20 protein-coding genes are annotated in these 22,764 nt (G+C 53.3%); 9 read left to right on the top strand and 11 right to left on the bottom strand.

What is annotated here, in order from left to right; translation table 11 throughout:
- Nucleotides 1–46 precede the first annotated feature (46 nt).
- Nucleotides 47–709, bottom strand: a complete 663-nt coding sequence (locus tag GF617_RS16380; protein WP_203452101.1) for a DUF3313 domain-containing protein — start codon at nucleotides 707–709, stop codon at nucleotides 47–49.
- Nucleotides 710–985: 276 nt separating this feature from the next.
- Nucleotides 986–1,933, bottom strand: coding sequence for a LysR family transcriptional regulator (locus GF617_RS16375; protein WP_203452100.1), 948 nt, complete (start codon nucleotides 1,931–1,933; stop codon nucleotides 986–988).
- Between the two features lie 112 nt (nucleotides 1,934–2,045).
- Here GF617_RS16375 and GF617_RS16370 point away from each other — a divergent pair, with 112 nt between their 5' ends.
- Entirely contained in the window at nucleotides 2,046–2,765 is a 720-nt protein-coding gene (locus GF617_RS16370) for an SDR family NAD(P)-dependent oxidoreductase (protein WP_203452099.1), read from the top strand.
- A 121-nt stretch (nucleotides 2,766–2,886) separates the two neighbouring features.
- On the opposite strand, the gene GF617_RS16365 is transcribed toward GF617_RS16370, so the two are convergent.
- Complete coding sequence (locus GF617_RS16365; RefSeq protein ID WP_181619755.1) at nucleotides 2,887–4,074, bottom strand: MFS transporter; 1,188 nt, start codon at nucleotides 4,072–4,074, stop codon at nucleotides 2,887–2,889.
- A gap of 119 nt (nucleotides 4,075–4,193) precedes the next feature.
- On the opposite strand from GF617_RS16365, the gene GF617_RS16360 reads away from it, so the two are divergent.
- Nucleotides 4,194–5,147, top strand: coding sequence for an AraC family transcriptional regulator (locus GF617_RS16360; RefSeq protein WP_203452109.1), 954 nt, complete (start codon nucleotides 4,194–4,196; stop codon nucleotides 5,145–5,147).
- A gap of 126 nt (nucleotides 5,148–5,273) precedes the next feature.
- The gene (locus GF617_RS16355) at nucleotides 5,274–6,956 is read left to right on the top strand and encodes an alpha,alpha-trehalase (RefSeq protein ID WP_181619756.1); all 1,683 of its coding nucleotides are present in this window, start codon (nucleotides 5,274–5,276) and stop codon (nucleotides 6,954–6,956) included.
- Nucleotides 6,957–7,052: 96 nt separating this feature from the next.
- On the opposite strand, the gene GF617_RS16350 is transcribed toward GF617_RS16355, so the two are convergent.
- Together GF617_RS16350 and GF617_RS16345 are read right to left on the bottom strand one after the other, a co-directional pair.
- Nucleotides 7,053–9,155 carry a TonB-dependent siderophore receptor gene (locus tag GF617_RS16350; protein WP_203452098.1) on the bottom strand — a complete coding sequence of 701 codons (2,103 nt, stop codon included), beginning with the start codon at nucleotides 9,153–9,155 and terminating at the stop codon, nucleotides 7,053–7,055.
- A gap of 112 nt (nucleotides 9,156–9,267) precedes the next feature.
- Nucleotides 9,268–9,522 (bottom strand): GlsB/YeaQ/YmgE family stress response membrane protein, encoded by a 255-nt coding sequence (locus GF617_RS16345; RefSeq protein WP_181619758.1) that lies wholly within the window; start codon nucleotides 9,520–9,522, stop codon nucleotides 9,268–9,270.
- Between the two features lie 207 nt (nucleotides 9,523–9,729).
- On the opposite strand from GF617_RS16345, the gene GF617_RS16340 reads away from it, so the two are divergent.
- On the top strand, nucleotides 9,730–10,461 hold the full coding sequence (locus tag GF617_RS16340) for a flagellar brake protein (RefSeq protein WP_181619759.1): 732 nt from the start codon (nucleotides 9,730–9,732) through the stop codon (nucleotides 10,459–10,461).
- Nucleotides 10,462–10,499: 38 nt separating this feature from the next.
- On the opposite strand, the gene emtA is transcribed toward GF617_RS16340, so the two are convergent.
- Nucleotides 10,500–11,111, bottom strand: a complete 612-nt coding sequence (emtA, locus tag GF617_RS16335) for a membrane-bound lytic murein transglycosylase EmtA (protein WP_181619760.1) — start codon at nucleotides 11,109–11,111, stop codon at nucleotides 10,500–10,502.
- Between the two features lie 108 nt (nucleotides 11,112–11,219).
- Here emtA and ldcA point away from each other — a divergent pair, with 108 nt between their 5' ends.
- Together ldcA and GF617_RS16325 are read left to right on the top strand one after the other, a co-directional pair.
- Nucleotides 11,220–12,134, top strand: a complete 915-nt coding sequence (gene ldcA / locus GF617_RS16330) for a muramoyltetrapeptide carboxypeptidase (protein WP_203452097.1) — start codon at nucleotides 11,220–11,222, stop codon at nucleotides 12,132–12,134.
- Nucleotides 12,135–12,231: 97 nt separating this feature from the next.
- Nucleotides 12,232–13,965: a potassium/proton antiporter gene (locus tag GF617_RS16325; protein ID WP_181619762.1), complete on the top strand. Its 1,734-nt coding sequence runs from the start codon at nucleotides 12,232–12,234 to the stop codon at nucleotides 13,963–13,965.
- 45 nt (nucleotides 13,966–14,010) lie between these two features.
- On the opposite strand, the gene dadX is transcribed toward GF617_RS16325, so the two are convergent.
- Both dadX and GF617_RS16315 read right to left on the bottom strand, forming a co-directional pair.
- Nucleotides 14,011–15,081: a catabolic alanine racemase DadX gene (gene dadX / locus GF617_RS16320; RefSeq protein ID WP_203452096.1), complete on the bottom strand. Its 1,071-nt coding sequence runs from the start codon at nucleotides 15,079–15,081 to the stop codon at nucleotides 14,011–14,013.
- Between the two features lie 12 nt (nucleotides 15,082–15,093).
- A complete protein-coding gene (locus GF617_RS16315; protein WP_181619764.1) occupies nucleotides 15,094–16,392 on the bottom strand; it encodes a D-amino acid dehydrogenase in 1,299 nt (432 codons plus the stop codon).
- 322 nt (nucleotides 16,393–16,714) lie between these two features.
- On the opposite strand from GF617_RS16315, the gene GF617_RS16310 reads away from it, so the two are divergent.
- Complete coding sequence (locus tag GF617_RS16310) at nucleotides 16,715–18,247, top strand: SpoVR family protein (RefSeq protein ID WP_181619765.1); 1,533 nt, start codon at nucleotides 16,715–16,717, stop codon at nucleotides 18,245–18,247.
- Nucleotides 18,248–18,298: 51 nt separating this feature from the next.
- Here the strand turns inward: GF617_RS16310 and fadR are convergent, their stop codons facing one another.
- Nucleotides 18,299–19,018: a fatty acid metabolism transcriptional regulator FadR gene (fadR, locus tag GF617_RS16305; protein ID WP_181619766.1), complete on the bottom strand. Its 720-nt coding sequence runs from the start codon at nucleotides 19,016–19,018 to the stop codon at nucleotides 18,299–18,301.
- A 198-nt stretch (nucleotides 19,019–19,216) separates the two neighbouring features.
- On the opposite strand from fadR, the gene nhaB reads away from it, so the two are divergent.
- The gene (nhaB, locus tag GF617_RS16300; RefSeq protein WP_203452095.1) at nucleotides 19,217–20,755 is read left to right on the top strand and encodes a sodium/proton antiporter NhaB; all 1,539 of its coding nucleotides are present in this window, start codon (nucleotides 19,217–19,219) and stop codon (nucleotides 20,753–20,755) included.
- 144 nt (nucleotides 20,756–20,899) lie between these two features.
- Nucleotides 20,900–21,430 carry a disulfide bond formation protein DsbB gene (gene dsbB / locus GF617_RS16295; protein ID WP_181619768.1) on the top strand — a complete coding sequence of 177 codons (531 nt, stop codon included), beginning with the start codon at nucleotides 20,900–20,902 and terminating at the stop codon, nucleotides 21,428–21,430.
- Nucleotides 21,431–21,555: 125 nt separating this feature from the next.
- Here dsbB and GF617_RS16290 read toward each other — a convergent pair whose 3' ends face one another.
- Nucleotides 21,556–21,996, bottom strand: coding sequence for a YcgN family cysteine cluster protein (locus GF617_RS16290; RefSeq protein ID WP_181619769.1), 441 nt, complete (start codon nucleotides 21,994–21,996; stop codon nucleotides 21,556–21,558).
- Between the two features lie 94 nt (nucleotides 21,997–22,090).
- Complete coding sequence (locus GF617_RS16285; protein ID WP_181619770.1) at nucleotides 22,091–22,750, bottom strand: fumarylacetoacetate hydrolase family protein; 660 nt, start codon at nucleotides 22,748–22,750, stop codon at nucleotides 22,091–22,093.
- Nucleotides 22,751–22,764 lie beyond the last annotated feature (14 nt).

The raw sequence follows: 22,764 nt of genomic DNA, 5'->3' as shown, positions 1-22,764 counted from the left end.
GCCGGTCGGGTTGAACGCCTCCCGGCTGCACACGTTTTGGCTGGCGCTATCTGAGCGCTTCCGCCAGTTCTTCTGCCCCTTTTTCAATACCGACTTCAGCGGCACTCAGCGAGCCGATGCTGGCAGAAACATTCATGGCATTTGGATACTGTCGCGCAACGTAGGCTTTCAGCAGTTCGTGGCTGTTTGCATCATAAATTTCAACGGCATAATCCACCGAACCGCTCATCAGTCCCTTGCCACCCCGTATCGATTGCACGATGTTGTAAGGACCGCCCGCCAGATCGAATTTGGTGAAAGTTCCCACCACTTGCGGCGTGGTATCAGCGCCCGTCAGCGTCAGTTTCAGACGCAACGTGTTCGCCGCAGGCTCTTTGACCTTGTTAAAACGTGGCTCCAATGCTTTGCTGAACTGCTCTTGCATATAGGTGGCAAGGGTACGGCGATCATCCTGCGCCATATCATCAAACTGTCCGTCGTTACCCTGATAAATTTTCACCGGGTCAATAATAATGCTGTCGTACTTGCGCCAGTCCACCTGGGGTGAATAACGATAGGGGATGCGGTCAGCGTCATCGTCGGTATTTACTGTCAACGTTGACGCCGAGTCGATGCCGCTGTAACGCACAGGCTCATTCCTGGCACACCCCACCATCAGGAGGGTGATACCCATAACCGCCAGCCCACTGATTTGCCTTAACATCTTCATGTGCAGATCCTTTCGTTGTGGTTAAGGGTTGCACTTACCGGCAATCCCTCTGCAAAAATCATCTCATTCACATCAAATGTGAACTGTACGGTTTAGTTTTGATCGTATCAATGGAAGCTGTCAATGTAATTGTTTGGTGAAACTATTCTGTTCTGGCACTAACCCATGGATGTTGCGTGAGCAGGGTTTTGATGGGAATGGATGACGGACAATAACGTTTCAGCCAGAAATGGCCTGGTGATTTACCGGATTGACACCGATCTATTCACATTGAATTCACTTCACGTTTGCCTTTTCCAGCATTGCACGAGTGTGCCTGCTAAATTCGCTGCGGGACACTTTTACGATCGTCTCCCGGACCCACTGATGCACAGGATCGGCATGCATTCGTGGATGCCAGATGGCAGAAACCTTTATCGGCGGCGTGGGCACTGGCAGTTCGAAATAGTTGATTTCAGCGCAGGGATCGGACCATGCCAGCACGGTAAAAGGCACGAGGCCAATGGCATCTGAATGACGAATAAGATTGATCGCGCAGCCGTAGGAAGGCACTGACATCACGATTTTCCGTCGCAGCCCCAGCACATCCAGTGCCGTATCGACCGGCCCCCACTGTTTATTTTTTCTGGAAACGACAACATGAGGAAAACGGATGTAACGCTCAGGTGTTATGCCTGGTTCTTGTAAAAGAGGATGATCCTTTTGGCAAATGCTGACAAAACGATCGCTGAAAAGTAATCGGGTTTTCAGCTCCGGCGCATTCGTCCCCAGCACACCAATTTCCAGATCAATTTTCCCCTCTCGCAACGCCTGCACGTCTTTATCGGATTTACTGGCAAAGAGGAGCTGCATATTGGGTGCAACTTGCCGCATTTCTTGCAGCAAAGGCGCTGCACACAGGTCGATAAATCCCTCGTTCGCCCGGATAACAACGCTTCGTTCCGTTGTGGCAAGGTTGATAGCCTCCCCCGGCGGCTGAAGGAGCGTCCGTGCACTGAACACCGCCTGGCTTACGTTTTCGGCCAGTTTCGCTGCATAGGGCGTGGGGACCATGTAACGCCCGGCCTGGACTAAAAGCGGATCGCCAGTGACATGACGTAAGCGGGTCAGTGTCCGGCTCATCGCAGATGTGCTAAGTCCCAGACGCTGAGCTGCTCGCGTGACACTGCACTCGGCCAGCAGGGCATCCAACGCGGTCAGTAAATTCAGATCAATTTCCGGCATATGCTTCGAACCATTGCATCAAATGCAATCTATTATTGCACTCCACGCGTCTGGTGCAAGGGTGGCCCTGCGTTTAAATTATCCCTACACGAGATAGGCAGGAGTGACAAAAATGACACTGAATGAACCAAGAGCGGAAAGACCGCATATGCTGCTGATTGGCGCTTCCCGGGGTATCGGCTTCGCCATGGCAGAAGAACTGCTCCACAGGGGATGGAACGTCACAGCAACCGTTCGCAGCACTAATGCCGCTCTTCATGCACTATCTGCACGTTACCCACTGTCTCTGACGGTCGAGCACCTTGATATGACGGATACTGCGCAACTTGCCGACCTAAAGACACGCCTCCGGTATCAGCGTTACGACACGCTTTTTGTCAATGCAGGCATCGCCAACCAGAACCAAAGTGAAACTATTGCAGAAGTCAGCACTGAAGAGTTTGTCCATGTGATGATCACCAATGCCCTCTCCCCCCTGAGAGTGATAGACGCTTTTCAGGCGCAAGTAACTGCGGATGGGTTAATCGGCGTAATGTCATCTGGTCAGGGCAGCATCAGCAACAACGAAAAGGGAGGAAAAGAGGTTTACCGTGGGACGAAAGCTGCGCTCAATCAGTACATGCGCAGTTATGCGGCGCGACAGGCCCTGAAGACTCCCGACCGGGCTTTGCTGCTACTTGCACCAGGCTGGATACGCACAGATCTGGGGGGCGAGGATGGAGCATTCAGCCTTACGGAGACCATCCCGGATATCGTCAGTGTGATTGAGCGCAAACGAAGCAGGCCAGGTCTGGAATTCCTGGATCGCTTCGGTAAGGTCGTTCCGTGGTGACAAGGGCTGCGCACAACCGTTACCCCATCAGCCCAGACCATCAGGTCGCGAGTCCCGCCTGTTGTCCGGATGCCTGCCGCTTCCCTCTCCCGAAAAGAGAGGGAAGCGGACGTCATCTGGCTTACTGCGCGCGGACCCGCACACCCATAAACACAATCACCATTGCCGTAACCAGCAGTAACCCGCTGCCGGCAAAGACGCCGCTTGCGCCGTTGAGGTCAAACATCGCACCACCGCCTGCCGCCCCGGCTCCAATTGCAAACTGGATAGACGCCACCAGCAATCCCCCTGCACTTTCGGCTTCGTCCGGGACGGTCGTCGCAAGCCAGGTTGACCAGCCCACCGGAACCATCCCAAATGCAAAGCCCCACAGCGCAACCAGGAAACCATCCAGAATCGCCAGGTGACCGAATGCCACCATCGTCAGCGCCAGCACGCCCATCACAAATGGAACCAGTGCCAGCGTCAGGCGTAAATTACGGGCCAGCAGATGTCCGGCGATGGACGTCCCGACAAAGTTAGCCACACCAAAACCTAATAAAATCAGTGAAATGGTTTCAACGCTCGCCTGGCCGACCGTTTCGAGGAACGGGCGCAGATACGTAAAGAAGGCAAAGTGCCCGCTGAAAATCAGCACGGTCGCCAGTAACCCGCCCACCATACCCGGACGGCGCAGTACACGGAACATCGTGCTAAAACTGCCGCTATTTTCCGGCTTCATTGACGGCAATACCCAGAGCTGCCACAGCAGCGCCAGCACGCTGGGCACAATGCACAGCAGGAACACATTACGCCAGCCAATCAGGCTACCGAGAAAACTGCCCAACGGCGCAGCCACAACGGTCGCAATTGAAACACTGGAAAAGATGACCGCCAGCGCCTGCGGAACGTTATCCGCAGGAACCAGACGCATGGCCGTAGCGGTCGACATTGCCCAGAACCCACCAATCGCGACCCCCAGCAACAGTCGTCCCAGCAGTAAGACATGCAGCGTTGGCGCAAACGCCACCAGCAGGCTGGAGACAATTTGCAGAACCGAAAAGAACATCAATACCCAACGTCTGTCGATACTTTTGGTCGCCGGGGTAATCAACAACCCAGTGACCAGCGCCACCAGCGCCGTGGCGGTAACGGCCTGTCCAGCCATCCCTTCACTCACATGCAGGCTCGCGGCCATCGGCGTCAGTAAACTGGCCGGTAAAAACTCTGCCGTGATTAAACCAAAAACCCCCAGCCCCAGTGAATAGACGGCTCGCCAGGCGGGTCTGGCAGGCGCAATAGCCTCTCTCGCCGCGACACATGAATTCATCTGTTGTTCTCCCGTTATAAAAATGTGACTAATGTCGCAAAAGCATAGAGTGTTCCCCGTGGACGATCTATGACATATAATCTCTGATTATTGATAATTCGTCCGAAAGTGACATCATGATCCACCAGTCGTCCCCCGATCTCATCAGCGAACTGCTCCGCGGAATGCGCCTTTCTGGCGTCAAATACCGCCGGATTGAAGCCAGTACCCCCTTTGGCGTCGCCTTCGACCAGGCCCCTGGTAAAGCGCAATTCCATTTTGTGAGTCACGGTGCTGCCCTGCTGCGCATGGAGAGCGGCGCAACGTTCACCTTAAACAGTGGAGATGCGCTCTTTATTCCCAACGGGAACGCTCATGCTCTGCTCTCAGATGAACAGGCGCAGGTGATGCCCGTGAATGCCTTCCCCAGTGAGCCTATCTGCAACTCGGTTTGTACCATCTCCTGCGAGCCTTGCCCGGAAAATGCCAACACCATTATTTTTAGCGGATGTATGGACTTTGAACTGGGCGGAATGCAGCCGCTGATCAAAGCGATGCCGGAAGTCATGATGGTAAGCCGTCTGATGTCCACCTGGCCGGAGATCCACCCGCTGCTGTCGGCAATGGAGCGGGAGTCTATGACCCGCCAGGTGGGGTTTGCCGGGATTCTGGCGCGTCTGGCTGATGTCGTTGCCGCACTGATTGTGCGTGGATGGGTGGAAGCCGGATGCGGCAGAGCGACTGGCTGGGTGCAGGTGTTGCGTGACCCCCGACTGAGCCGCGCTATTTACGCCATGCATCAACAGCCTGGTGTGAACTGGAGCGTCGCAGACCTGGCAAAAGAGGCAGGAACATCTCGCTCCGTGTTCGCCGAACGTTTTCTTTCGGCTACGGGGACAACCCCGGCAAAATATCTCAGTGAGCTGCGAATGCGTCTGGCGGTTCAGTACATTCGTCATGAAAATCAGCCCATCGAAACCGTGGCCTTACGCTTAGGCTATGGATCGCTGGCGGCGTTTAGCCGCGCATTTAAACGCATTGTTGGCCACGCGCCAGGGACACTAAAAGACATTCCGGTGTCGGAAGAGGTTTAAGCGGTAAATCGTCTGGTTGTGCGCAAAATGGGACATCCGGCACGCGAAGCCGCGCATATTCGTCTAAGGTTTTTCTCGTGGTTGATGACGGCGGTCACGCTGGTCAGCAGATAAAGGAGATAACCCATGATAAGACCTCAAATGCGCCACCCTACCCTTTTGCAGCTAGCTCTCGGCGGCGCGCTGTTTGGCATAACCGCGCTAAGTTATGCCAACGATCCTCTTTCGAGCCAATCCGCGTCCCCGGACGTGCTCCTTGGCCCGCTGTTTAATGATGTACAAAGCGCCAAACTCTTTCCCGATCAAAAAACGTTCGCCGATGCGATTCCTAAAAGCGATCCCCTGATGATCCTTGCCGACTATCGCATGCAACGTAATCAGTCAGGTTTCGATTTACGTCACTTCGTCGATGTTAATTTTACCCTGCCCACTGAAGGGGAAAAGTACGAGCCACCTTCAGGACAGACATTGCGGGCGCATATTGAAGGCCTGTGGCCCGTATTGACCCGCACCACCGACAAGGCCGACAAGTGGGACTCCCTTCTGCCGCTTCCCAAACCCTATGTTGTGCCCGGAGGTCGCTTTCGGGAGGTCTACTACTGGGACAGCTATTTCACCATGCTGGGGTTAGCCGAAAGCAACCGCTGGGACACGGTTCGCGACATGGTGGATAACTTCGCTTATGAGGTAGACACCTGGGGGCACATTCCTAACGGAAATCGCAGCTACTATCTGAGCCGCTCACAGCCTCCCTTCTTCGCTCTGATGGTGGAGTTGCTCGCCACCCACGACAGCGATGCACTGAAGAAATACCGCCCGCAGATGGAAAAAGAGTATGCCTGGTGGATGGATGGCGCAGACGCACTTCAGCCGGGCCAGGCTAACAAACGGGTGGTGAAACTGGATGAGGGTACGATCCTGAATCGCTACTGGGATGACAAAGATACCCCGAGGCCAGAATCCTGGCTGGACGATGTCACCACGGCCAAAAATAACCCTAACCGCCCGGCCACGCAGATTTACCGCGACCTGCGTGCCGCCGCCGCTTCCGGCTGGGATTTTAGCTCCCGCTGGATGGACGATCCGCAAAAACTCGGCACGATCCGTACCACCAGCATGGTTCCTGTCGATTTGAATGCCCTGATGTTTAAGATGGAAAAACTGCTGGCAAAAGCAGGCCAGGACGCTGGCGATACGGCCAGTGCAACCCACTATGAGGAACGGGCAACCGCCCGTCAGAAGGCCATCGAGCACTATCTGTGGAATGAAAAAGAGGGGTGGTATGCGGATTACGATCTGAAAAGCAAAAAAGTACGTAATCAGCTCACGGCAGCCGCCCTCTTCCCACTGTACGTCAATGCCGCCGCCAGAGATCGCGCCGATAAGGTGGCGGCAGCAACGGCATCTCGCTTGCTGAAACCCGGCGGTATTTCAACAACCACCCTTAACAGCAGTCAGCAGTGGGATGCCCCGAATGGCTGGGCGCCGCTGCAGTGGATCGCCGCTGAAGGCCTGCAAAATTACGGTCACAAGAAAGCGGCTATGGACGTGACCTGGCGCTTCCTGAAAAACGTGCAGCACACCTACGATCGTGAACAGAAACTGGTGGAGAAGTATGATGTTTCCACGACAGGAACGGGAGGGGGTGGCGGCGAGTATCCTTTGCAGGACGGTTTTGGCTGGACCAACGGCGTGACGCTGAAAATGCTGAACGGGATCTGCCCGAAAGAGAAGCCGTGCGAGAGTGTTCCCGTGACAGAGCCTGCGGCGAATGATGACGCGGTCCCACAGAAAGATGCAGCGCAGTAACGCCTCTGCATCTGTTCCCCTTACCGCCGCCCTCTCCCACAGGGTGAGGGCGGATAAAACCGACAGGCCCGGTCCACACTGCACTACCGGGCTTTTTTAGAAACGATAACTTGCCCCTAACTGATACGTCCGATCGCGCCCAATCCAGCAGTTTGCCGCGTCATAGCAGGTTAACGTCTCTTTGTTGGCGATATTTTGTGCGCTGACCTTTAGCGTCAACCCCGCCAGCGACGGCAATATTTCACCCATACGGTACGATGCCGCGAGATCGAACTGGGTTGTTCCCCCCAGTTTACCGGCATGGTTATCCGGCGCGATCTCCATAGGGCCGGTGTAGCGGGCTCCAGCTCCCAGATTCAGTCCTTTCAACGGTGTGCTGTCAAAGGTATAGTCTCCCCACAAATTCACTGCATTTTCCGGTACTTGCGTTGGACGTTTACCTTTGTATTTATCATCTTCGGTGTTGATAGCATGCGTGTAAGCGTAGTTTGCAATCAGCGTCAGGTTGTCCGTAGGGCGGCTAATGGCAGACAATTCCGCCCCTTTGGATTCCACCTCTCCGGTCTGACGATAATTCAGGAAACCGGGATCGGTCGTCACGACGTTTTTCTGGCGAATGTTAAACACCGATGCAGTAAAGGTTGTGGCGTAGTCTTCCAGCAGGTACTTCACCCCGCCCTCAACCTGTTTGCTGGTCGTTGGCTTGACGTCTTTTGCCGTTAACGTCCCTTGCGGCGACACAGGGGAAAAACCTTCGGAGTAGCTGATGAATGGAGAGATCCCGTTCCCGAAGGCGTAGAGTGCGCCCAGACGTTTGGTCACACGATCCTGCGAAACCCACGCTTTATCACCGTGTTGCAGATAGTCGGTGGTCACAGAACGGTAATCGTCATAGCGCAAGCTACCCAACACATTCAACCCGCCATATTCAACCTGATCCTGCACGTAGTAGCCATTTTGCTGATAGCTCAGTCGGTTTTTTTGCGCGGTGTAAAGCCCCAGCGCACTCTCATGGATCTGCGTATAGTCCGGAGAACGCATATCGATTCCCGGCGTCGCCGCGGCATAGCGATAGTGGAAATGTGAATTCATTTTCTGATAATCAAACCCGGCCAACAGGTGATGCTGCCATTCGCCGAGAGACACCGTTTTCGTGATCTGGTTATCAACGTTAACGCTCTGAAGATCTTCATCCGTGGTATAGGCAAAGCGGTTAAGGTCATAGACATCGCTACCCGGTCCCGTCGGGTAGGCACTACGCTGATGTGTATCAACATCGAAATAGCGGGTCTTCTGACTCACCCCCCAGCCATTGTCAAATGCATGCTCAAAACGGTAGCTGAGCATCCACTGGCGCTGCTTAAAGCCGTTCCACTCATCACCCGCATAGTCGCGACGACCGGCATATTTCGAGCGTAAATAGGACAGAGGCAACGGGTTAGACGGAGATAAACTCGGGGTATTTTGTGCCAGCGCGTCAAGGGTGAGACGCGTCTTGCTGTCGGGCTGCCAGGTGACGGACGGTGCAACCAGATAGTTTTCATAGCGCGTGGTGTGCGGTTGGTCGTCGCTCTCTGTCGCCTTGCCCAGCAGACGATAATTCCAGTCACTGTCGGCAATTTGCCCGGTCGAGTCCAGATAACCCTCTTTCAGATTACGGTTTCCGGTGCTGAACCCCAGCTCGGTTTTCGCCTCTTTTTGCGGCTTTTTACCCTGAATATTAACCAGCCCACCGGGGGAGCCCCCACCGTACAACACCGATGACGGTCCTTTCAGGATGTCGATGCTGTCAATCAACAGGGGGTCGATACGCGCTTTGGTATTCCCGGTGACGTTATAGGGTAACTGAAGCCCGTTATAGAACTCCTGCTCAACCGTAAACCCGCGAATTTTGTATTCGCTCATGTAAGAGGTATTCCCGCGCACCTCAGTCGATACCCCTGGGGCATAGCGCAGGATCTCATTCACCGAGTTCGCATGACGCTGTTCAATTTCTTGTGCCGACAGGGTATTGATCACCTGGGGCGTTTTACTTTCGGCAACTGCCGATTTGGTTGCGCTATTGGTCCAGACGGGAAGCTCACTTCCCTGCTCTGAGCCCGTCACCACGACGGTTGATTCTTCGGCAAAAGCCTGTGCCTGAAATGCCAGCGTCACGGCTCCTGCCAACGCACATAATGCAAAACGCGAGGTGTTCATATTGTCGTCTTATTATTGGGTAATTCAGAAACGACAATTATTCTCATTCCTATTTGCAAATCAAGATAGGCACAAAAAAACGGCCCTCACAGGAGAGCCGCTTCCGGGTAATTTATGTTCGTCTGAGTAACCTGAACACCCCTAGCACGACAACCGCACCCACCACAGCGACCAGGAAGCTGTGCAGGTTAAAACCACTGATGCTGCCACCAACGCCAAACATTGTCGCTAGCCAGCCACCAACAACCGCACCCACGACGCCAAGGATACAGGTCAAAATAAAGCCACCGCCATCACGCCCAGGCATGATGAGTTTGGCGATAGCACCAGCGATAAGACCGAAGATAATCCAGGCGATGATACCCATAGCGATGCCCTCTTGCAGGTTTAATTCGTGCGCAGAAAACCTTCTGTGCAGTTACACTCAGTATAGGTCATCGCCGGAAAACCAGTTTCATCTCACCGACTTAAATTGCCTGACGCGGTGAAAAAAACTCACCGGTTTGTATTAAGTTTCATTTGAGTCTGCCGATAACGCTATGACAGTCTGTCACACATCGAGGAGCCATTCGGCGTGAGTAATTACAGTGAGCAGTTCCTGAAACAAAATCCGCTGGCTGTATTAGGGGTATTACGCGACCTGCAAAAAGGCGAAGTGCCATTGCGCATCAGTTGGTCAACGAACCAGTTCATCAGCAAGATCCTTGAGGTCACGCCGGAGCGCCTGGTGGTTGATCTGGGTAGCCAGGAGTATGAGAACCGCGCCGTATTGCGTGCGGCGAATATTTCTGTGCTGGCCGAAACCCAGGGGGCGAAAGTCGAATTCGTTCTGCCGCGGCTCGAACAGGATGACTATCAGGGTCTTCCGGCATTTGTTGCGCCATTACCCACTAACCTTTGGTTTGTGCAGCGCCGTGAGTATTTTCGCATCAGCGCCCCGCTTCATCCTTCGTATTTTTGTAAAGCCAAAATGCCGGATAAAAAAGAGATCCGCTTCCGCTTGTTCGATCTGTCGCTCGGTGGCATGGGCGCATTGATGGACACAGCAAAACCCGACGGGCTGGTTGAAGGCATGCGGTTCACGCAAATAGAACTGGATATGGGCGGATGGGGGCGTTTTTACTTCGATGCCCAGTTGATTGCGATCAGCGAGCGTAAAGTGGTGGACAGTAAAAATGAAACCATTACCACCCCGCGCCTGAGCTTCCGTTTTCTGAATGTTGGCCCAGGAGCAGAGCGCGAATTACAACGTATTATTTTTTCACTGGAACGAGAAGCACGGGAAAGGGCAAATAAAGTTCTGTAAGTGACGTCGGGCAGCATGTGCGCCGCCCGACAACGGCCTTACATCGCATCCATCGCTTTCTGGACTTTCCAGATATAACGTGGAGCCTGCGGGGCCGGATGGTTTTTCACCACATGATTAAAGAATTCATCTTTATCCATGCCGTTGATCTCCTGGATAGCGGCTTGACGGTCTGATGAGAAGGTTCTCAGCAACGCCCCTGCACCGTTGACGTAAGAGACCACCAGCGCATACTGCATCACTTCAGGATCCTGAATCCCCTTCAGCACGCCATGTTCCAGAATGCTCAAATAGGCAGTTCCCATTGAGATGTTACGCTCCGGGTTTTTCAGCTCACTGGTTGATGGCTGTCCGCTCCAGCCCATATACCGATAAACCTCTTTCCCCGCCGTCGAGGCTTTGAGTTGCATCAGCCCCACCGCATTCGATTTACTGACCAGCGTTGGATTTCCGCCTGATTCGACCGCAATAATCGCCGTGACCAGACGCGGACTCACGCCCCATGCCTTGCCCGCTTTCTCGCTGATTGGCATCCACTGCATTGCCCGTTTAACAGGTACTTCCGGGTTCCACGGTGGATTTTGATAGTCATGTTTTGTACTACAGCCTGCAAGCAACACAATCAAAAAAGCAAACCATCTCAATTTCACGTCATCTATCCTTATAGCCGGTCATTACCTTATGCAGCCCCCTTGATGGAGAGCGTGCATAGGCGGCATGATATAAGCATTTAGTTTCTCATTCAGCAAGGAATTGCCATGTCTCAGTTTCATCTTATCGCGCCATCCGGGTACTGCATTAACCAGGACGCCGCACAGCGCGGTGTTCAGCGCTTACTGGAATCGGGCCATCGCGTCACAAATCAGACAATTATCCCTCGCCGCCAGCAGCGGTTCGCCGGAACCGAAACGCAACGTCTGGCCGATATAAACGATCTGGTCTCCCTGAACGGAGAAAACACCATCGTAATGGCGGTTCGCGGCGGTTATGGCGCAAGTCGTTTGCTGGAGAGTATCGACTGGGCGGGGCTGGCAAAACGCCAGCAGCAGGACCCACTGCTGATCTGCGGGCACAGCGATTTCACCGTGATCCAACTGGGTCTTCTGGCCTTACACAATATCATTACCTTCAGCGGCCCCATGCTGGCAGGGAACGTTGGCGCGCCCGAACTGGATGCATTCACGCAGGAACACTTTTGGCGCGCGCTCCAGAATCCAGTCTTCGATGTGACGTGGCAAGGCGAAGGCCCCCAATGGGCGTGTGAAGGTCAGTTGTGGGGAGGAAATCTGGCTATGTTGGTGTCACTGATTGGCACGCCGTGGCTCCCCACCATCGAGGATGGCATTCTGGTGCTTGAGGACATTAATGAACACCCGTTCCGGGTCGAGCGTATGCTATTGCAACTTTATCACGCGGGTATTCTTTCGCGTCAGTCTGCCATTGTTCTGGGCAGTTTTAGTGGCGCACAACCCAATGATTACGACGCGGGTTATTCACTCGACACCATGGTCGATTTTATCCGTTCCCGGTTGGATATTCCTGTGATAACCGGCCTGGCATTTGGTCATGAACAGCAAACGGTCACCCTTCCACTCGGGGCGCAGGCGATATTGACCCACGATACGTCAGGCAGTCGGTTAACAATCAGCGGCCATCCCCATATAAAGGCATAAAAAAGCCGTTAAACCGCCTCAATAAAACGCTGTTTCTGTCGTTAATATGTTAGGGTTTTAGGAGAAACAGCAATATTGAGGTGGGAGTAAGACAACATTGGATGCCGCAGCGATAATCAGTCTTTTCATTCTGGGTTCGGTACTTGTAACCTGCAGTATTTTATTAAGTTCATTTTCGTCGCGTCTCGGCATACCTATTCTGGTCATCTTCCTTGCTATCGGCATGCTGGCGGGCATCGACGGTATCGGTGGTATCCCATTCGATAATTATCCCTTCGCCTATATGGTGAGTAACCTCGCGCTGGCAGTCATTTTGCTGGATGGCGGGATGCGTACCCAGGCAAGTTCATTTCGTGTTGCCCTCGGCCCGGCCCTGTCGCTGGCCACCATTGGCGTCCTGATTACGTCCGGACTTACTGGCATGATGGCCGCATGGTTATTCCACCTGAACCTGATGGAAGGTTTACTGATTGGCGCGATCGTCGGTTCAACCGATGCAGCGGCGGTCTTCTCTCTGCTGGGAGGAAAGGGGCTGAACGAACGCGTCGGCTCCACGCTCGAAATTGAGTCCGGCAGTAACGATCCCATGGCGGTATTTCTCACCATCACCCTGATTGAAATGATCCAGCAACACGAAGCCGGTCTGAGCTGGATGTTTGCCTGGGAAATAGTGCAACAGTTTGGCCTGGGCATTGCTATCGGGCTTTCCGGCGGTTACCTGCTCCAGCAAATGATTAACCGTATCTCGCTCCCCGCCGGGCTTTACCCTCTACTGGCATTGAGCGGCGGCATTCTGATTTTTGCCCTGACCACGGCGATGGACGGCAGCGGTATCCTTGCCGTGTATTTATGTGGTTTCCTGCTGGGGAATCGCCCGATTCGCAACCGTCACGCCATTTTGCAGAACTTTGACGGGCTGGCATGGCTGGCACAAATCGGTATGTTCCTGGTACTCGGTCTGCTGGTGACGCCGTCCGATCTCCTGCCAATCGCTGTTCCTGCGCTGATTTTATCCGCCTGGATGATTTTCTTTGCCCGCCCGCTGTCGGTGTTTGCCGGTCTGCTGCCGTTTCGCGGGTTCAACCTGCGCGAGCGCATCTTCATCAGTTGGGTAGGACTTCGTGGGGCTGTCCCCATCATCCTGGCGGTGTTCCCGATGATGGCCGGGCTGGATAACTCTCGCCTCTTCTTCAACGTCGCCTTCTTTGTCGTGCTGGTTTCCCTGTTGTTGCAGGGAACGTCCCTGGGATGGGCCGCGAAAAAAGCCAAAGTGGTCATTCCTCCTGTCGGCTGGCCGGTCTCCCGTGTGGGACTGGATATCCATCCCGAAAATCCGTGGGAGCAGTTTGTCTATCAGCTCAGCGCCGATAAATGGTGTGTCGGCGCATCGCTGCGTGACCTGCATATGCCAGCGGAAACACGCATTGCAGCCCTGTTCCGCGACAATATTTTGTTGCACCCGACCGGCAGTACCCGTCTGCGTGAAGGGGATATTTTGTGTGTAATAGGCCGCGAGCGCGACCTCCCCGCACTCGGCAAACTGTTCAGCCAGTCGCCGCCCGTTGCACTTGATCAGCGGTTCTTCGGGGATTTTATTCTGGAAGCCAATGCCAAGTTTGCCGATGTCGCTCTGATTTACGGCCTGGATGAAGGTCTGGAATATCGGGATAAACAACAAACGCTGGGCGAAATCATTCAGCAGCTACTGGGCGCAGCGCCGGTGGTAGGCGATCAGGTCGAATTTGCCGGAATGATCTGGACGGTGGCGGAGAAAGAAGATAACGCGGTGCGTAAAGTCGGTGTACGTCCTATGGAAGAAGAGACCGAATAAGCGTATTGGCCGGGCGACGATGATGTCGCCCGGCCAATATTGACGTTACACCGTCACAACTGGAACACGTGGTGCTAAAGCGCACATCAGTTCATACCCTACCGTACCCGCCGCTGAAGCCACATCGTCAATTTTCACTTCGTTGCCCCACAGCTCCACGGGCGAGCCAATCCCAGCCTGCGGACAGGGCGTTAAATCCACCGCCATCATGTCCATGGAGATAGTTCCTACCGTGCCTGTACGTACGCCATCGACCCACACAGGCGTTCCCGTCGGCGCGAGCCGTGGATAGCCGTCTGCATATCCCCCGGCAACAATCCCGATGCGCTGCTCGCCTGTTGCACTATAGCGACTCCCATAGCCCACAGTGTCTCCCGCCTTCAGCGTTTGCACACCGATGATCTCACTGCGCAGGGTCATCACCGGCTTCAGGCCGCTGTTGGCAACGTCCTGCCACTGGCCTGAGGGGGATGCACCGTAAAGAATGATACCCGGACGCACCCAGTTATAGTGCGCTTCAGGATGCCAGAGCGTCGCGGCGGAGTTGGACAGCGAGCGTGGACAGTCCAGCCCTTCTGCCGCCTGTTCAATACGCGTCATTGCATCATTAATCCCGTCCGGTTTTTCCGCGTCTGCGAAGTGCGCCATCAGCGTCATTTCACTGACATTTTGCAGAGCCCGAAGTTGTTTCCAGACCGTATGTACGCGCTCAGGCTGGAAGCCCAGGCGGTTCATCCCACTGTTCACCTTGACGTAGATGTCGAGAGGCGCCTGCAATTTGGCGTTTTGCAGCGCTTTGATTTGCCAGTTGCTGTGCACGCTGGTGGTTAAACGGTACTTATCCAGTAACGGTAAGTCATCCGCATGGAAGAACCCTTCGAGCAGGAGAATCGGCCCTTTCCAGCCGCGTTCGCGCAGCAAGATAGCTTCTTCAAGATTCAGTAACGCAAAACCATCGGTAGCATTCAGCGCACTCCAGATACGATCGATACCATGGCCGTAGGCGTTGGCCTTCACGACCGACCACACACGTGAGCCTGGCGCAGCGCGGCGAACAATCTGCAGGTTATCCCTGAGGGCCTTCAGATCCAACTGAGCCAGAATAGGACGGGACATGACGACTCCTTGTTAATTATGTGCGCCGTGCAGGTGTTGCGGGCGTGATGGGGTATACCCCGAACGATAGCGTGCAGCGCATAAATCATCAAATGGGATGGCAGGCGTACGGCCGGAAATCAGATCGCTCAACAACTGGCCAGATCCACAAGCCATTGTCCAGCCCAGCGTGCCGTGTCCGGTGTTGGTCCATAAATTCTTAAATGGCGTGCGGCCGACAATCGGTGTGCCGTCAGGTGTCATCGGACGCAGTCCGGTCCAGAATGTGGCCTGTTCGATAAAACCACCACGGGGGAAGAGATCGCCGACAACCATTTCCAGCGTTTCACGACGCGGTTGTAGCAGCTCAGTGTTAAAGCCCACGATTTCCGCCATACCGCCCACACGAATGCGGTTATCAAAGCGGGTGATCGCAATTTTGTAGGTTTCATCCAGAATGGTGGAGACCGGTGCGCCGCTCTCTTCTTTCACCGGAAGTGTGAGGGAGTAGCCTTTCAGGGGGTAAACCGGGATATCCAGAAGACCTTTCAACATCGCAGTAGAGTAGGAACCGAATGCCATCACATAGGCGTCGGCTTTGATCACCTCATCGCCACACTTCACACCGTAGATGTTTTCACCTTCCGCGAGCAGCTTATCAACGGAAGTGTTGTAGCGGAATTTTACGCCCACCTGCTCACACATCTTCGCCAGACGCTGAGTGAAAAGCTGGCAATCGCCCGTCTCATCATTCGGCAAACGCAACCCTCCCGTCAGCTTATGTGCTACTTCAGCCAGCGCCGGTTCGACCTGCGCCAGCCTGCTGGCCTCAAGCAGCTGATAAGGGACGCCAGCGTCTTCGAGTACAGCGATATCGCGAGTGGCGTTTTCAAACTGCTGTTCAGTACGGAATAGCTGCAATGTACCGCCCTGCCGGCCTTCATACTCGATACCGGTTGTGGCGCGCAACGCTTTCAGACAGTCGCGGCTGTATTCCGCCAGGCGGACCATACGCCCTTTATTTTCCATGTAGTGCCGGGTGTCGCAGTTGCGCAGCATCTGCCACATCCATTTGAGCTGGAACTGCGTGCCGTCGAGACTTATCGCCAGCGGTGCATGGCGCTGGAACATCCATTTAATCGCCTTCAGCGGGACACCCGGTGCAGCCCAGGGTGCAGCATAACCCGGAGAGATCTGCCCGGCATTTGCCGCACTGGTTTCCAGTGCTGCACCTGGCTCACGATCGATAACCGTCACCTCGTGCCCGGCCTGACTTAAGTACCAGGCGCTGGTGACACCCACGACGCCACTTCCCAGTATGACAACACGCATAGTCGCTCCATTATGTGCAAAAGAACAATCTTCTAATTACAGATTGATAACCTAGTTGAAAATATTATTCAACATACGACTTTTTTATGGTGACTTATCTCACACCTCCCCTTTCCTGTGGGCTCAGGGCATATTTGGTATCTCCTGCTGTGCGTTATTTTTAACCAGCACAAAATCCTGTTACACCCCCGCCTTTTACCGTTTCAAAAAAGCGAAATCGCAAAGAAAAAATTTCTGCACCAACACGCTTTTCAATGCGTTGTTCTATGCTTGAAAAGAGGCTCTCCAGACAGAGAGGGCTAACAACAATGAGGGCGCGCTAATGGCTACAATTGATTCCATGAATAAGGACAGCACACGTCTGAGCGATGGACCCGACTGGACGTTTGAGTTACTGGATGTCTATCTGGCTGAAATTGACCGGGTAGCGAAGCTCTATCGACTGGATACTTATCCTCATCAGATTGAAGTGATTACCTCGGAGCAAATGATGGATGCCTATTCCAGCGTTGGGATGCCCATCAATTATCCGCACTGGTCGTTTGGCAAAAAATTCATCGAGACAGAACGGCTGTACAAGCATGGTCAGCAAGGCCTGGCGTATGAAATCGTTATCAATTCCAACCCCTGCATTGCCTATCTGATGGAAGAGAACACCATTACCATGCAGGCGCTGGTCATGGCGCATGCCTGCTATGGACATAACTCCTTTTTCAAAAATAACTACCTTTTCCGTAGCTGGACGGACGCCAGTTCTATTGTCGATTACCTGATTTTTGCCCGTAAATACATCACCGAATGCGAAGAACGTTTTGGTGTGGATGAGGTGGAAAAGCTACTCGACTCCTGCCACGCCCTGATGAACTATGGCGTTGACCGCTACAAACGTCCGCAAAAAATCTCCTTGCAGGAGGAGAAAGCGCGACAAAAAAGCCGTGAGGAGTATCTTCAGAGCCAGGTGAATATGCTGTGGCGTACGTTACCAAAACGTGAGGAAGAGAAAACCATTGCGGAGGCACGTCGTTATCCGTCTGAGCCTCAGGAAAACTTGCTCTACTTTATGGAGAAAAACGCCCCGTTGCTGGAACCGTGGCAGCGTGAAATCCTGCGCATCGTGCGCAAAGTGAGCCAGTATTTCTACCCGCAAAAACAGACCCAGGTGATGAACGAAGGCTGGGCGACATTCTGGCATTACACCATCCTTAACCATCTGTACGATGAAGGAAAAGTGACCGAGCGCTTCATGCTCGAGTTTTTGCACAGCCATACCAACGTGGTCTTCCAGCCGCCATACAACAGCCCCTGGTACAGCGGGATTAACCCGTATGCGCTGGGATTTGCCATGTTCCAGGATATCAAACGGATCTGTCAGTCTCCCACCGAAGAAGACCGCTACTGGTTCCCGGACATTGCCGGTTCTGACTGGCTGGAGACGTTGCACTTCGCCATGCGCGATTTCAAAGATGAAAGCTTCATCAGCCAGTTTATGTCGCCGAAAATTATGCGTGACTTCCGGTTCTTCACCGTGCTGGACGATGACCGCAATAACTATCTGGAAATTTCAGCCATCCACAACGAAGAAGGGTATCGGGAGATCCGCTCTCGCCTCTCTTCTCAGTACAACCTGAGTAACCTTGAACCAAACATTCAGGTCTGGAATGTGGATTTACGCGGTGACCGCTCTCTGACGCTACGTTATATCCCGCATAACCGCGCGCCGCTGGATAAAGGACGTAAAGAGGTGCTGAAGCATGTGCATCGTCTTTGGGGTTTTGACGTTTTGCTGGAGCAGCAGAATGAAGACGGAAGCGTCGAATTACTGGACCGTTGCCCTGCACGGTTAAACGCTCTGTAATTCAACGTTGCAGTCGCAATAAAAAACCTCTCAGTTGAGAGGTTTTTTACGTTATCGGCCCTGAATAACCAGGTCACCCGGCAACGATTTCTGCATCCGATGCCAGATCTCTCCGCTGTCATGGCCGTACCGGCGAACCGTTTCATAAACCTGATCGTGCAGACCTTCAGTACAGAGCTCACTCAGTTTGTGATAGAAACCGAGCGCCAGGCTGCGGGCTTCCGGATTCGCAAAATAGTGACGACCAATTCGGGTATACAACCCTTTCATGCCATTCAGAATCAGGCCATAAATTGGGTTACCAGAAGCAAACGCCAGACCACGGAACACATTGTAATCCAGCGTTGCAAACGCATCTGCATGATCGTCTACCGCTTTGGCACTGGCCAACACTTCAAGAGCATGGTCGGGGTGCTGGCGGAATGCCGTACGAATAAAGATCGTCGCGATATTGGTACGCACGGACAGGAGGTTATCGATCAGCTGCGGCACGCTTTCATGATCGAGGCGTGCCAGTGTTTCGAGGATATTCAGCCCCGAGGTTTCCCAGAAGTTGTTCACTTTCGTCGGCTTGCCGTGCTGGATCGTCAGCCATCCATCACGCGCCAGACGCTGAAGCACTTCTCGTAACGTGGTGCGGGTGACGCCAATCAGTTCAGAAAGTTCGCGTTCAGCTGGTAAAATGGTTCCCGGAGGAAAACGGTTATTCCAGATGCTTTCAATGATGTACTCTTCCGCGAAACCCGCTGGGCTCTGCGCCTTAATGACCATAGTGAGATTTCCATTACACAGCTTTAGCTAATGGACTCATCATACCAGAGGGACGCAGAGGCAGATAGCACAGCAAACCGAGAAAAGAGGGATCGCTGTTTCATTTTTATCAAATACTCAACACGCTGTAACAACCCTTCCCACCTTCTTTTTGCGTATACTGATGTTTTGTCTGGTTAGACGGGAAGGACATCTGTCGTGGAAATTTCTTATAGTCGCGCACTGTGGCGCAATTTTTTAGGCCAGTCGCCTGACTGGTACAAACTCACCCTTCTCATTTTCCTGGTGATCAACCCCATTATTTTTTGGATTGATCCCTTTATCGCAGGCTGGTTGCTGGTCGTGGAGTTTATTTTCACGCTGGCAATGGCGCTTAAATGTTATCCGCTACTTTCTGGTGGCATGCTGGCCATCGAAGCCGTCGTGATTGGCATGACCCACGCAGAACATGTCAAACAAGAGATAGCGGCAAACCTGGAAGTCCTCCTGCTGTTGATGTTCATGGTGGCCGGGATCTACTTTATGAAGCAGTTGCTGCTGTTTATTTTCACCCGGCTACTGTTGAGTATTCCGTCCAAAACGGTGTTATCACTCGCCTTTTGTCTTGCTGCCGCTTTTCTTTCTGCCTTCCTGGACGCCTTAACGGTTGTTGCCGTCGTGATTAGCGTTGCCGTCGGGTTTTACGGCATTTATCACCGTGTGGCCTCTTCCCGTCCCAGTGACGATCTCCAGGATGATAGCCATGTAGATAAGCACAATCGCGAGGTTCTGGAACAGTTCCGCGCATTCTTGCGTAGCCTGATGATGCATGCAGGTGTCGGAACGGCTCTCGGCGGCGTAATGACCATGGTTGGGGAGCCTCAAAATCTGATCATTGCCAAGGCGGCTGGCTGGAACTTCGGCGAGTTTTTCCTGCGTATGGCGCCGGTCAGTTTACCGGTTCTCTTATGCGGATTATTGACCTGCTTCCTTCTTGAGAAATTCAGGGGATTTGGCTACGGCGCACAACTTCCGGAAGCTGTACGTCAAGAGTTGCATAAATTTGATGTACAAAGCCGTAGCCTGCGAACACGCCAGGAAACGTTGCGACTGGTGGCTCAGAGCATCATCGGCATCTGGCTGATCGCCGCACTGGCCTTTCATCTTGCTGAGGTTGGGCTCATCGGGCTTTCGGTGATTATTCTGGCAACCACTTTTACCGGTATTACCGATGAACATGCCATCGGCAAAGCCTTCACAGAAGCCTTACCCTTCACCGCTCTGCTGGCGGTGTTTTTTGCCATTGTCGCAGTAATTATCGATCAGCAGCTGTTTTCTCCTATTATTGCCTTCGTGTTGCGAGCAGACCCGGATGCCCAACTATCGCTCTTTTATCTGTTCAATGGATTATTGTCGTCTATCTCCGATAACGTCTTTGTCGGGACGGTCTATATCAATGAGGCAAAAGCCGCTATGGAGCATGGGATAATCAGTGCAGGTCAGTTCGAACTGCTGGCCGTCGCCATTAATACCGGAACCAATCTGCCCTCCGTTGCCACCCCGAATGGGCAAGCGGCATTTCTGTTTTTGTTAACGTCGGCGCTTGCACCACTCATACGACTTTCTTATGGCCGGATGGTGTGGATGGCTCTGCCCTATACCCTGGTGCTCACTCTCGTCGGATTGCTGTGCGTCAAATTTACCCTCATTCCCTATACGCATTGGCTGATGCAAATAGGTATACTGGCGACGCAGTAAAGCAATGCAACCGGGCAGTTCACTGCCCGGTTTGACTTTTCGCATTATAAACATCCAATTACGCTTTATTTCGCCAAGACCAGGTGGCGCAAGTAGTGAATTCGTTTACACTGCGCTTTCTAAGCATGTTCCAGGGAAATGATTATGTTGAGATTTTTAAACCAGTGCTCCCGCGGTCGCGGAGCGTGGTTGTTAATGGCACTGACCGCCTTCGCACTGGAGATGGTGGCGCTGTGGTTCCAGCATGTAATGTTGCTGAAGCCTTGTGTGCTGTGCATTTATGAACGTTGCGCGCTTTTCGGCATTATGGGCGCAGGGCTGGTGGGTGCGATCGCACCAAAATCACCCCTTCGCTATGCCGGTATCGCTATCTGGCTTTACAGCGCATGGAAAGGCATCGAGCTGTCCTGGCAGCACACCATGATGCAGTTACACCCGTCGCCATTTATGACCTGTGATTTTGCCGCCCGCTTCCCAAGCTGGCTACCACTGGATAAATGGCTGCCTCAGGTGTTTGTCGCATCCGGTGACTGCTCTGTTCGCCAGTGGGAATTCCTGACACTGGAGATGCCGCAATGGCTGGTAGGCATTTTCGTTGCTTATTTCGTCGTGGCATTACTGGTGCTGATTGCCCAGCCGTTTAAACCGAAAAAACGTGATTTGTTTGGCAGGTAAAAACAAAACGGCAACTTCGGTTGCCGTTTTTAGTCTTTGCGCCCTCTCCCGTGGGAGAAGATTGGGGTGAGGGCATCAGGCGACACACCCCGAAATAAAAAAACCGCCGAGGCGGTTTTTTTATTTCATCGATTGGGGTGATTCATAATGTGATCTTCCCAGTCCCGGACCTCAGACTCTTTCACCGCAATATGCCGCACAGAGATACGCTCACCGTGCATCGCCGCTTTTGAGCCCGTCAGCAGAGGATGCCAGTCCGGCAGACCTTTCCCTTCGGCCAGCAGGCGATAAGCACAGGTATGCGGTAACCATTCAAAGGTCGGCAAATTATCACGGGTGAGTTTGATGCAGTCGGGTTCGTACTCAAAACGACGTTCATAGTTGCGACACTGACACGTTTTGATGTTCAGCTGCTTGCACGCAACGTTAGTGAAATAAATTTCGTCAGAATCTTCATCCATCAGCTTATGCAGGCAACACTGCCCACAACCATCACATAACGATTCCCACTCCACGTCGGTCATTTCGTCGAGCGTTTTGCTTTGCCAGAAAGGGATTTCGTTCATCAGGATGTCCACACGTCAAAGAGAAAGCGCACCTTATAACGAGTCTGACTCATTGATGCAAGCTTTGCCGCCTTTCTGAGGCGGCAAGATGCTTTTACAGGACGCGGGTTTTCAGTGAAAGCGCGTTAAAACTCACTTCCAGTTCATCGCCACTTTGCAGCGGCCCCACGCCTTCTGGTGTGCCGGTCAGAATCACATCGCCGGGTTTAAGGGTAAAGAAACGGCTCATGTATGCAATCAACGGTACAATCTTGTGGATCATGTCCGCCGTCGTCCCTTGCTGGCGGAACTCTCCGTTGACCTTCAGGCTGAGCGGCGTGTCCTGCGGGTCACCCGTAAACTCACCAACGGGAACAAAACCGGAGATCGGACATGAATTATCAAACCCTTTCGCTTTTTCCCAGGGCTGACCCGCTTTCTTCATTTTGCCCTGAACATCTCGCAGGGTCAGATCCAGTGCGACACCGTATCCGGCAATGGCTTTAAGGACGTGCTCTTCGGAGGCCTGACGCAGGGTCGCGCCAATCAGTACAGCAAGCTCCACTTCATGGTGAACCGAACCCAGCCCTTGCGGAAGGGCCAGAGGTTGACGAATGTCGCAGAGCGCCGTTTCCGGTTTAATAAACAATACCGGTTCTTCTGGCGTCGCACTGCCCATTTCCTGAATGTGCTTCGCATAATTGCTGCCTACACAGACAACTTTGCTGACGGGATAATCCAGTAATGCACCTTGCCAGTTATGATGTTGATACATTTACGTCCCCTAAA

The organism is Lelliottia sp. RWM.1 (assembly GCF_016859735.1).
GTDB lineage: Bacteria > Pseudomonadota > Gammaproteobacteria > Enterobacterales > Enterobacteriaceae > Enterobacter.
This window is presented reverse-complemented; position numbering and strand designations above follow the sequence as displayed.

Excerpts from the sequence above, each read along its gene's own strand:
- GF617_RS16375 (WP_203452100.1), bottom strand. The coding sequence starts at position 1,933 with ATGCCGGAAATTGATCTGAATTTACTGACCGCGTTGGATGCCCTGCTG.
- dadX (WP_203452096.1), bottom strand. The coding sequence starts at position 15,081 with ATGTCCCGTCCTATTCTGGCTCAGTTGGATCTGAAGGCCCTCAGGGAT.
- GF617_RS16290 (WP_181619769.1), bottom strand. The coding sequence starts at position 21,996 with ATGAACGAAATCCCTTTCTGGCAAAGCAAAACGCTCGACGAAATGACC.
- GF617_RS16345 (WP_181619758.1), bottom strand. The coding sequence starts at position 9,522 with ATGGGTATCATCGCCTGGATTATCTTCGGTCTTATCGCTGGTGCTATC.
- GF617_RS16285 (WP_181619770.1), bottom strand. The coding sequence starts at position 22,750 with ATGTATCAACATCATAACTGGCAAGGTGCATTACTGGATTATCCCGTC.
- GF617_RS16315 (WP_181619764.1), bottom strand. The coding sequence starts at position 16,392 with ATGCGTGTTGTCATACTGGGAAGTGGCGTCGTGGGTGTCACCAGCGCC.
- fadR (WP_181619766.1), bottom strand. The coding sequence starts at position 19,018 with ATGGTCATTAAGGCGCAGAGCCCAGCGGGTTTCGCGGAAGAGTACATC.
- GF617_RS16355 (WP_181619756.1), top strand. The coding sequence starts at position 5,274 with ATGATAAGACCTCAAATGCGCCACCCTACCCTTTTGCAGCTAGCTCTC.
- GF617_RS16310 (WP_181619765.1), top strand. The coding sequence starts at position 16,715 with ATGGCTACAATTGATTCCATGAATAAGGACAGCACACGTCTGAGCGAT.
- GF617_RS16365 (WP_181619755.1), bottom strand. The coding sequence starts at position 4,074 with ATGAATTCATGTGTCGCGGCGAGAGAGGCTATTGCGCCTGCCAGACCC.
- GF617_RS16350 (WP_203452098.1), bottom strand. The coding sequence starts at position 9,155 with ATGAACACCTCGCGTTTTGCATTATGTGCGTTGGCAGGAGCCGTGACG.
- GF617_RS16380 (WP_203452101.1), bottom strand. The coding sequence starts at position 709 with ATGAAGATGTTAAGGCAAATCAGTGGGCTGGCGGTTATGGGTATCACC.
- dsbB (WP_181619768.1), top strand. The coding sequence starts at position 20,900 with ATGTTGAGATTTTTAAACCAGTGCTCCCGCGGTCGCGGAGCGTGGTTG.
- ldcA (WP_203452097.1), top strand. The coding sequence starts at position 11,220 with ATGTCTCAGTTTCATCTTATCGCGCCATCCGGGTACTGCATTAACCAG.
- GF617_RS16370 (WP_203452099.1), top strand. The coding sequence starts at position 2,046 with ATGACACTGAATGAACCAAGAGCGGAAAGACCGCATATGCTGCTGATT.